The sequence below is a fragment of the Pseudomonas sp. SJZ078 genome, assembly GCF_007828255.1.
Lineage (GTDB): Bacteria > Pseudomonadota > Gammaproteobacteria > Pseudomonadales > Pseudomonadaceae > Aquipseudomonas.
Genome location: NZ_VIUG01000049.1, coordinates 18,982 through 30,538, shown reverse-complemented (window position 1 = coordinate 30,538; position 11,557 = coordinate 18,982). Strand labels below are relative to the sequence as shown.

Below are 11,557 nucleotides of genomic sequence, written 5' to 3'. Positions count from 1 at the left end.
AAGAACTCCCACACCGAGACGTCGAAGCTGTACGGGGTTTTCTGCAGCACGCGGTCGTTCGGGCCAATCGGGAACGCGTCCTGCATCCAGTACAGACGGTTCATCAAGGCGCCGTGTTCGTTCATCACGCCTTTCGGTTGGCCGGTGGAGCCGGAGGTGTAGAGCACGTAGGCCAGGTCATTGGCAGCGACGCTGAGCGGGTCGAACGCCGGTGCCTGGGGCAGGGTGTCGAGGGTCCAGGCCTGATGTCCGGCCGGCAGGCGCGACAGCCACTGGGCCTGGGTCAGGCTGACCTTGGCGTCGGCGTCTTCGATCAGGAAGGCCAGGCGCCCGGCGGGCAGTTCCGGATCCAGCGGCAGCCAGGCGGCGCCAGCGTGGACGATGCCGAGCAGGGCCACGACCATGTCCACCGAGCGCTCCATGCACACCGGCACGATGTCATCGGCGCCGATGCCGGCCGCGTGCAGCGCCCGGGCCACGGCTTGCGCCCGTTGGTCGAGCTCGGCGTAAGTCAGGCGTTGGCCTTCGAACACCAGTGCCGGGGCGTTGGGGCTGAGGGCGGCTTGCTGGCTGAGGGCGGTGTGCAGGTTGGTCGGGCCGCTGTAGTGACGCTCGGTGGCGTTCCACTCGACCAGTTGGCGCTGGCGCTCTGTTGCCGCCAACGGCGACCAGTCCGCGAGGCGGGTCTGCGGTGCATCGAGCATGGCTTCCAGCAGTTGCTGCCATTGCTCCAGCCAACGCCGGGCGGTGGTTTCGCTGAACAGCGCGGCGCGGTATTCCAACAACACCGACAGTACCTCGCCGTCATACACCTCCCAGTTCAAGTCGTATTTGGTGGCCTGGGCGTTCACGGCGCGCTCGCTGACCTGCAATGACGGCCAGTGCTGGCAGGACGAATCCGCGTTCTGCATGGCGAACAGCACCTGGAACAACGGCGTCTGGCCGAGGCTGCGGGCCGGCTTGAGGTGTTCGACAACCTGGTCGAACGGCACGTCCTGATGCTGCTGGGCGTCCAGTACGCGGTTGCGGACCTGACCCAGCAAGCCTTCGAAGTCCAGGCTCGGATCGAGGTCGGCACGCATGACCACGGTGTTGACGAAGCAGCCGATCAGCGGCTGCAGCTCGGCAAACGGCCGCTGGGCCACCGGACTGCCGACCCGCACGTCGCGCTGGTTGGCGTAGCGCCCCAGCAGCAATTGCGCGGCACTGAGCATCAGCATGTACAGGGTGGCGCCACGTTGTTGGGCGAATTGTCGCAGGCGTCCCACCAGGGCCGGCGGCAGCTGCAATTGCACCGCGCCGGCAGCCGGGGCGAGGTGGTTGGGGCGGCCCTGTTCGGTGGGCAGGTCCAGCAGGTAGTCGCCGTCCTCCAGTTGTCCACGCCAGTATTCCAACTGGCTGCGGAATGCGGTCTGTTGACCGGGCTCGCGCTGCCAGAGGGCGTAGTCGGGGTATTGCAGAACGAGTTCCGGCAGCATGGCCGCCGTGCCCTGGCAATGGGCGCTGTAGCAACGGCCCAGCTCATTCAGCAGGTTCTGGCTGGAGGCATCGTCGGTGGCGCAGTGGTGCACGGTGAGCAGCAGCAGGGCCTGGGCGCGGTCGCTGCGTTGCAGCAGGGTGGCGCGGATCGGCACTTCGCTGGCGAGGTCGAAACGACGTCCGTTTTCTGCCTGGATGGCCTCGTCGGTCAGTTGCTGCCAATGCGTATCACTGGTCGCTTCCAGGGTTGTCAACTGCAGGGTGAAGTCGACTTGCGGCTCGATGACCAGCGCCAACTCGCCGTCGCTCTCGCGCACGATACGGCTGCGCAGGATTTCGTGACGTTGGACCACGCTGTTCAGGGCCGCTTGCAGGGCCCGGGTATCGAGTTCACCGTCCAGTTGCACGGCGCTGACCACGTTGTATTCGCCACCGCCGGCACTCAGTTGTTCCAGGAACCACAGGCGTTGTTGTTCGAACGACAACGGCAGGCGCGCCGGGCGTGGCGCCGCCACGAAGGTCGCGGCGGGGGCTTGCAGCGGCTCGCCCAGCAGCGCGGCCAGGGCCTCCAGGGTCGGGTGTTCGAACACGGAGCGCAGCGGCGGCACTGTGGCGAACTGTTGGCGCAGGCGGGCAAACAGCGCTGCCGCCAGCAGCGAATGACCGCCGAGGTAGAAGAAATGGCTGTCGCGACCGATCTGTGTCGACGGCACCTTCAGCAACTCCGACCACAGCGCGGCGAGTTGTCGTTCGGCGCTGCTGCGCGGCGGATCGAGGGCGTCCGGCGCGGCTTGGATGTCCGGGGCCGGCAGGGCCTTGCGATTGAGTTTGCCGTTGTCGGTCAGCGGCAGTTCATCGAGCAGCACGAACGCCGAAGGCACCATGTAGTCGGGCAGGGCGGCGCCGATGGTCTTGCGCCAGGCGTTGACATCGGCCTGTCCATCACAGGTCACGTAGGCCACCAGGCGCTTGTCGCCGGGTACGTCCTCCCGGGCCAGCACCACGGCCTGGCGTACGCCGGGCTGGGCGCCGATCAGGCTTTCGATTTCCCCCAGTTCGACGCGGAAGCCACGGATCTTCACCTGATGGTCCATGCGCCCGAGGTATTCGAGCTGGCCGTCGGGCAGCCAACGCACCAGGTCGCCGGATTTGTACATCCGCGCGCCTTCCTGCGGTGAGAAGGGGTCCTCGATGAACACCTTCGCGGTCTGCTCGGCCCGGTTGAGGTAGCCCAGGGTCACCCCGGCGCCACCGATGTGCAGTTCGCCTGGCACACCCACCGGCAGCGGGTTGAGGAAGCCATCGAGGACATAGGTGCGCACGTTGGCGATCGGCCGTCCGATGATAGGCCGGGCCGGGAAATCATCGACCGCGCAGCCGGTGGCGTCCACCGTGCACTCGGTCGGGCCGTAGGTGTTGAAGAAGCGGCTGCCGGCAATCGACGGCAGGCGTTGCCACAACTGCGCGTCCACGGCGTCGCCACCGAACAGCACGAAGCGTGGCAGGTACACCTCGCCCCGGCGCACGCCGTCGCTTTCCAGCAGGGCCTTGAGTTGCGCTGGGGTGCACTCGAAGGCGTCCAGGCGGGTTTGCGCGAAGAACTGCGCCAGCGCTTGTGGGTCGTAGCGCACGTCTTCCGGGGTCAGGTACAGGCTGTGGCCATCGAGCAGCAGGATGAGTTCGGCCACCGAGCTGTCGAAGGCAAACGAGTAGTTGAAGCTGGTGCGCAGCGGCTGGTCGGTATAGCGACGGTACAGGCCATGGATCCGCGCCCAGGCCAGGTTGACCACCGAACCGTTGGTGACCAGGGTGCCCTTGGGCTTACCGGTCGAGCCGGAGGTGTACATGATGTAGGCCAGGTCCTGCGGCCCGGCGAGCGGCGGCAGGTTGTCGTCTGGCTGATCGGCGAACAGCGCCGCGTCGCTGTCCAGGCGCAGGCGTGGCAGGTCGGCGCCCAACTGTTCCAACAGGCCCTGTTGGCCGAGGAACAGCACCGGTTGCGCGTCTTCGAGCATGTAGGCGAGGCGATCCACCGGGTAGGTCGGGTCCAGCGGCACATAGGCGCCACCGGCCTTGAGGATCCCCAGCAAGCCGACCAACAGTTCCAGCGAGCGCTCGACACACAGCGCCACGGGACGATTGGCGACCACGCCACGGCTGCGCAGGTAATGCGCTACCTGGTTGGCCCGCCGGTTCAACTCGCTGTAGCTCAGGCGACGGCCCTCGAAGCACAACGCGTCACGCTCGGGGGTGTGCTCGGCCTGTTGTTCGAACAGCTGGGCGAAGGTCAGGTGGGTGGGCACCGTCATCTCGGTACGGTTCCATTCCACCACCGTGCGCTGCCATTCCGCGTCCATCAGCAGCGGCAGGGCTGCCACCGGGCGTTGCGGTTCGGCGAGCATCTGTTCGAGCAGGTACTCCAGGCGGGCCAGGGTCTGGCGGGCGCTGTCGGCGACGAACAGGTCCAGGGCGAACATCAGCTCCAGCTGGATCGGGGCATTGGCCGGGCACAACACGTGCAGGTCCAGGTCGCATTCCGAATGCCGGAGCGGGGTGTCCAGGGCTTCGAATTCCAGCCCGGGGAAGCGCAAGCGCGATTCCATGGCCAATTGCTGGGCCACCATCACTTGGTACAGCGGCGCGTGGCTGAGGCTGCGGGGCAGTTGCAGACTGTCCACCAGTTGCTCGAAAGGCAGGTCCTGGTGCTGCAGGCCGCTGCGCAGGCGCTCGGCCACCTGTTGCACCAGTGCGGTGAAATCCGCTTGCGGCGCAAAGTCGGCGCGGATCGCCAGGTTGTTCAGCAAGATGCCGAGCAGGCCTTCGGTGCCCGGTTGTTCGCGGTGAGTGACCGGGGTGCCGACCAGCACGGTGGCATCGCCGCTCAAGCGGTGCATCAACACGGCGAAACCGGCGAACAGTACGGTGAACGGGGTGGTGCCAAGGCGACTGGCAAAGGCTTGCACCCGGCCACTGAGGTCGGCACTGAGTTCGCGCTGGACGATGCCGGCGCGGTAGCTCTGCATCGATGGCCGTGGATGGTCGGTGGGCAGCGCCAGCAGCGGACTGCCTTCGCTGTCGCGACGGTCCAGGGTGCTGGTCCAGTAATCCAACTGACGCTTGAGTTCGGCGCCTTGCAGGTGTTCGCGCTGCCAGAGGGCGAAGTCGGCGTATTGCACCGGCAATGCCGGCAGTTCGGCGGCGGCGCCGTTGCAGCGGGCCTCGTAACCCAGGGCCAGTTCCCGCAGGGCGATGGTGGCCGACCAGGCGTCCGACACCAGGTGATGCAGGGCGATGCCCAGCACGTGCTCTCCTGGCGCCAGGCGCAGCAGGCGGGCACGCAGCAACGGCGGGCAGGTCAGGTCGAACGGCTGCTCGAAGGTGTCTTGCAGGGCAGTGAACTGCGCGCCTTCGCGGGCGGTGGCGGTCAGGCCGGACAGGTCTTCGAAAGGCAGCGCGATGTCCAGCGACTCGCTGATGCGCTGGCAAGGCACGCCATCGGTGCTGTGGATGCCGGTGCGCAGGATCTCATGGCGCGCCAGCAGGTCATTCAGGCTGGCATGCAGCGCCTCGACATCCAGTTCGCCTTTGAGGTGCAGGGCGAACGGGATGTTGAACAGCGTCGTGCCCGGGGTCAGTTGCTCGATGAACCACAGGCGTTGTTGCGAGAACGACAGCGGCAACAGGGCCGGGCGCGGTATGGCTTTCGGTGCCTTGAGGGCGGCGGCTTGTGGCGCGGCGGCGTCGGCCTGGCGGGCGGCGATGTTTACCGCCAGCAAGGCCACGGTGGGTTGTTCGAACAGCGTGCGCAGCGGCAGATCGAGTTTGAAATGGCTGCGCAGTCGCGCCACGATCTGGGTCGCCAGCAACGAGTGGCCGCCGAGGGTGAAGAAATTGTCTTCCACGCCCACGGTGTCGCGCCCCAGGACCTCGGCCCAGATCGCCGCCACGGCGGTTTCCAATGGGTTGCGCGGGGCTATGCTTTGCTGGGCGTCGGCCTGCCAGTCCAGTTCCCGGGCGGCCAGAGTCTTGCGATCGACCTTGCCGTTGTTGTTCAGCGGCAGGCTGTCCAGGCAGACGAAGGCGGCCGGGACCATGTACGGCGGCAGTTGCGCCCGCAGGTGCTCGCCCAGGCCGTCGCTGCCCAGGGTGTCGTCATGGGCCGACCAGTACGCCACCAGCCAGGCTTCACCCACGCTGTTTTCCCGCAGCAGGACGGCGGCTTCGCGCACGTTCGGGTGCTGTGCGAGGCGGTGTTCGATTTCGGTCAGTTCGATCCGGTGGCCGCGCAGTTTTACCTGCTGGTCGCGGCGGCCGAGGTATTCGATCACCCCGTCTGCGCGCCAGCGGCCCAGGTCACCGGTGCGATACACGCGACCTTCCAGTTGCGGATGTTCGATGAACGCATCAGCAGTGCGCTGCGGATCGTGCAGGTAGCCACGGCCGACGCCGACGCCACCGACACAGATTTCCCCGGCGACACCCACGGGCACCGGACGCAGGGCTTCGTCCAGCACATACAGGCGGTTATTGGCGGTCGGCTGGCCGATGGGCATGTGGCTGATGTGCGCGGCCGGGGCTTCGTAGATCGGCTGGAACGCCACGTCGTCGGCGCATTCGGCCGGCCCGTAGGCATTCATCAAGGCGATGTCGGGGAAGCGCGCGAACCAGTCCCGGGCCACGGTCGGCGGCAGGGCTTCACCGGTGGGCAGCACCCAGCGCAGGTCCGGCAGTTGCAGGTCGCATGGGCACAGGGCGAGCAGGGTGCGCATCAGGCTCGGGACAATTTCCAGCACGCTCAGGCGTTCGCTGGCGAGCACCTGCAACAGACGCTGCGGGTCGTGGGCGACTTCATCCGGGAGGATGTGCACGGTGGCACCGAGCACCGGCGCGGCGAGGAACTGCCACACGGAAATGTCGAACGCCACGGAGGCGGTCTGCGGAATCCGGTCCTCGGCGCCGAGCCCCAGGGCGGGGACTTTGCCGAAGATGTTGTTGAGCATGCTCCGTTGTTCGATCATCACGCCCTTCGGCGTACCGGTCGAGCCCGAGGTGAAGAGGACGTAGGCGAGGCTGTCCGGGCGGCCGAGAGCAGGCAGCGGCGAGTCGTTGCCAGTCCTCCAGCAGGCTTCGGCGAACAGCGCCTCGGGGGCCTGTTCCAGACCGCTGAACAACGGATCGAGCAGGGCGCTGCAACTTTCACTAGCGACTAGCAACGGCGCGCGGGACAGGCTGAGGATCTCCCGCAGGCGCTCGGGCGGATGACTGACTTCCAGGGGCAGCATCGCCGCGCCGGTCTTGAACACGGCAATCATCATGGTCAGCAGCGCCAGGCCACGGGGGGCGGCCAGGGCGACCAACTGATCTTCACCGGCACCAGCCTCGCGCAAGGCATGGGCCAGGCGTGTGGAGCGCTGGTCCAGCTCGGCGTAGGTCAGCGACTCACCGTCGCAGATCGCCGCGACCTGCCCGCCGCGTTGGGCGACCTGGTGGGCAAACAACTGCGCGTAGCTTTGGTCCAGCGGGAAGTCGTGTGGATTGACCGCCCAATCGCCCAACAGCTGTTGGCGTTCCTCGGCAGCCAGGAGCTCCAAACTGCCCAACGGCGCATCTGGCGCTGCCAGCATGTCTGCCACGAGGCTGGCGATATGGCCCAGCAGACGCTCGACGGTGGCGGCCTCAAAACGTTCGCGGTCATAGGACACACGGATGCCCAGTTGCTCGCCGGGCAGGATGACTACGGTCAAGCCGTAGTGGGTGTGCACGCTGTGGTCCATGCCTTCGAGGCTGAACTGGAAACCGCCTTCGAGGATTTGCTCGTCGATTGGGGCGTTTTCGAATACCAGGATGCTGTCGAACAGGGTTTCGCCCCGGGGGAAGTCGCTCCAGCCCTGGATATCCGTCAGGGGCGTGTGTTCAAAGTCGCGCATGTCGACGTTGAGCCCTTGCAGGTCACTCAGCCAACTGCCGAGGGAGGCCTCCGGGTCCACCGACACCCGCAGCGGCAACGTATTGATGAACAAGCCGATCATTTCCGCGACGCCGGTCAGGTCCGCCGGACGGCCGGCCACGGTGACACCGAAGACCACGTCCCGTTGGCCGCTGTAGCGCGACAGCAACAATGACCAGACGCCCTGGAAGAACGTGTTCGGGGTGATCCGACGGCTACGGCAGAACGCGGCCAGTGCCTGGGTTTGCTGTTCGCTCAGGTGGATCAGTTGATCGTTCACCAGCACCGCGTCGGTGTAGCGATCATGGGTCACGCCGTTGTCCACGGTCAGCGGCGTCGGCGCATTGAGGCCCTGCAGTTGGCCGCGCCAGAATTGCTCGGCCTTGCCCGCATCCTGGCGTTGCAGCCACTGGATGTAGTCGCGAAACGGCCGTGGGCTTTTCAGCTCCGGGGTGCGGTCGTTGCACAGCGCCTCGTAGACCTTGAGGAAGTCCACCGTCACCAGGGAGATGCACCAGGCATCCATCAGGATGTGATGGAAGCTGCGAATGAATTCGTAAGACTCATCGGCCAGGCGCACCAGCCGGAAGCGGATCAGCGGCGGCTTCGACAGGTTGAAGCCGACTTTCTGTTCGTCTTCCAGCAGGCTGCGGATGCGCGCCTCCTGCTCATGGGCGGCAAGCCCGCGCAGGTCGAGGGTGTCCAGCGGGACCTTGACCTCACGGTGGATCACCTGCACCGGTTGCTTCTGGCTTTTCCATTGGAAACTGGCGCGCAGGGATGGGTGCAGCGCCACCACCTGGCGCCATGACTCCAGGAAAGCCACTTCATCGATGGCGCCGCCGATGCGATAGCGGTCCTGCATCAGATAGACACCGGAGTCTTCGTGGAGCAGGGAGTGGAAGAGCATCCCTTGCTGCAATGGCGACAGCGGGTAAACGTCTTCGATTGGATTGCCGGTGGTTTTTTCGGTGGTCATTGAAAGCGTCCTGCGTAAAAGGGGGCAACGTTGATGGCCTGGTAGCGGGAGGAACGACTCACAGGTCGGCCTCGTCCAGTTCGGCCATCAGCGCTTGCATTTCGTCGTCGGACAGGCCCGAGGCGCTGAACTCGGCACTGTCTGCCAGCGGCTCGGCGGCGGATTCGGCCAGGGGCTGTGCGACCTCGGCCATGGCGGCGATGGTCTGGCGTTCGAAGACTTGTTTGGCCGAAAGCGCGATCCCTTGCTCATGGGCCTGGGCCACCACTTGCAGGCTCAGGATCGAGTCACCGCCGATGGCGAAGAAGTTGTCGGTGACGCTCACGCTCGCCAGTTTCAGGACCTTGGCGACGATGGCTTGCAAGGTGGTTTCCATGGCGTTACGCGGCGCGACATGGGTGCTTTCGTCCAACTGGTCCGGGTCGGGCAACTGACGGGTGTCGAGTTTGCCGTTGGGGGTGCGCGGGAAGGTCGCCAGGGTCAGCACCCGGGCCGGAACCATGTACGACGGCAGGCGCTCGCCGAGGAAACGCTTGATCGCTTCGGAGTCCGGTGCATAGCCATGTGCGGCGAGGACGTAGGCCAGCAGACGTTTGCCGGCAGCGTGTTCCTGCACGATCACCGCGGCTTCGCGCACGTCGCTGTGGCTGCACAATTGCCGTTCGATTTCCCCGAGTTCGATGCGGTAACCGCGCACTTTGACCTGGTGGTCCTTGCGGCCGAGGAATGCCACGCGGCCGTCGGCCAGCCAGCACGCCAGGTCACCGGTACGGTAGGCACGGGTGCCGTCGGCCAGGGTGACGAAGGCTTTGGCGGTTTCCTCCGGTTTGTTGCGGTAGCCCCGCGCCAGGGTCGAGCCGGCGAGGACGATCTCACCCGGTTCACCGACGCCGCAGGCCTGGTCGAATTCGTTCAGCAGGCGCAGGTCCATGCCGGCAATCGGGCGGCCGATGCTGACGCTGCGGCTCGGCTCCAGTACCTCGTGACTGGCCCAGACCGTGGCCTCGGTAGGGCCGTATTCATTCACCAGGCGGGCGTGGGGCAAGGTCTTGCTGTGTTGGGCGACCAGGGCCGGCGGACAGGCTTCACCGGCGACGATCCAGCACTCGAGGCTGTCGGTGCTGGTGCTGCGCTGCAATTGATCGAGCAGGGCCTGATACAGCGATGGCAGCGACAGGCCGTGACTGACCTTGTGCTGGGCAACCAGCCGCGCCAGGCGCGCCATCTCCAGTTCTTCTCCAGGTGCCGGCAGCACCAACCGACCACCTTGAGCCAGCGTCCAGAAGATCCCGGCGACCGAGCTGTCGAAGGCAAACGACGACAACAGCAGGTAGGCGCGCACCGGCGTCTCATAGGTCGCCATGCGTACCTGGGTCGAGAAACTCAGGGCGCCATGGCTGATTTCCACGGCTTTCGGTGCGCCGGTGGAGCCTGAGGTGTAGATCAGGTAGGCAAGGGCGTTGGCGTCCGGCAAGGGCAGCGGCGGCAGGTCGCTCGTGTCGCGTGCGCTCAGGTCATCCAGCACGAAACGTTGCAGGGTGGCCGGCAGGCTGTCGGCCAGGTCGGCGCTGACCACGATATGGGCGATGCCGCTGTCGGCCAGCATGTAGGCGCGGCGGTCGGCCGGGTAGGTCGGGTCGATCGGCACATAGGCACCACCGGCTTTCAACACCGCGAGCATGGCGACGATGGCAGCATTGCTGCGCGGGAAGAGAATGCCGACGGGCACGTCGCGGCCGATGCCGGCGGCCACCAGTCGATGAGCCAGACGGGTAGCGCAGGCGTCGAGGCCGGCGTAGCTCAGGTCACCGTCCTGATCGCTGAGGGCGATGGCGTCCGGTTGCTGACGCACCTGACGGGCGATCAGTTCCACCAAGGTCAGCGCTTCGATGGACGGCGAGCTTGGCGTGTTCGCGATAATCGCCGATTGCAACGGTCCGCCGAGCGGCAGGTGGGACCAGGCCTGTTGCGGTTCGGCCAGGGCGCCTTGCAGCAGTTGCAGCCACTGTTCGCCAAGGCAGCGTGCGGCTTCGGCGCTCAGGGTGTGGCAATCGTAGCTCACGCTGGCGTGCAGGCTGTCCGGCAACTGGCGGACATTCAGGCAGGCTTTCACCGGGCCCGTCAGCGCGTCGGCGTAGCGTTCCCGGGCATCACCCGAGCGCCAGGCGAAGGCGTAGCCCGTGGTGAGGTCCTGGGTGTAATAGTCTTGCCAGCCGGTGGTGCGTTCCACCGAAGCGGCCAATTGTTGGCTCTGCTGGAGCAAGGTCGCCTGGGGATCCAGGTCGATGTTCAGCGGCAGGCATTGCTCGAAGACCCCCAGGACGTTGTCCAGTTCCGGTCCGCGGCTTTCGTGGATCAAGGTCAGCGGGACCTGCTGCTGGCCTGCCAGCCGGCCGAGTACCGCCGTCCAGGCGGCCAGCATCAACGCCGAGGTCAGGGCCGGGTGACGGGCAAGCTCGGCGGGGAGGGCCAGTGCCTGTCGGGCCGGGGCGAAACCGGCACCGCTGGGCGCTTCGAGGGACAGTTGCAAGGTGGGCTGCTCGGCCTCGCCCCAAGCTTTCCAGAAACGCACGCCCGGATGGTCGGGTTCGTCTTCCACCAGGTTCCAGCGCCATTCGGCGTAGTCGGCGTACTGCAGGGCTTCGGACAGATCCGCCGGGGTATCTTGCAACAGGGCGTCGGCCAGCAGCCTGAGGCTGGCGAGGTCGAAATGGCTGCCCGCGCCGGCCAGGTCCAGCACCGCTGTTTGATCCGACAGACGCACCAGGGTCACGGCCAGCGGCGCGGTCCAGTCCCGGGTTTGCGAAACGAGACGCGCCAGTTCGGCATCCTGGTCGGCGTTGTTGTGCTGGCGCAGGTCCAGCTGGGCCACCGTCACTGTGCCGGTCTCGTCGATGACCTGTACCGGATGACGCAGGCCCGGTACCGGCATCAGGCGAGTCCGCAGGATTTCACTGGCAGCCAGCAACGCTTGCAGGCGGCTGTTCAGCGCTTCGACGTCGGTCGGGCCGGACAGCGACCATTGCAAGTGACAACCGAACGGGTGCTCGGCAGCGCCCTTGATGTGGGGATACAGCGCTGCCTGTTGCGGCGAAATACGAAAACCTTGAAGTCCGCTCATGTTCAACTCGACTGGAAATGGGGTTGGATCT

The 11,557-nt window shown here is 66.2% G+C and carries 2 protein-coding genes; both read right to left on the bottom strand.

Going from position 1 to position 11,557, the window contains the following annotated elements; genetic code table 11:
• Nucleotides 1-8,405, bottom strand: an 8,405-nt coding sequence (locus FBY02_RS26660; RefSeq protein WP_144931329.1) for an amino acid adenylation domain-containing protein, incomplete at its 3' end; no start/stop codon positions are given.
• 58 nt (nucleotides 8,406-8,463) lie between these two features.
• Nucleotides 8,464-11,526, bottom strand: a complete 3,063-nt coding sequence (locus FBY02_RS26655; RefSeq protein ID WP_144931327.1) for an amino acid adenylation domain-containing protein — start codon at nucleotides 11,524-11,526, stop codon at nucleotides 8,464-8,466.
• Nucleotides 11,527-11,557: the final 31 nt, after the last annotated feature.

Coding starts and splice junctions, on each gene's coding strand:
- FBY02_RS26655 (WP_144931327.1), bottom strand. CDS start 11,526: ATGAGCGGACTTCAAGGTTTTCGTATTTCGCCGCAACAGGCAGCGCTG.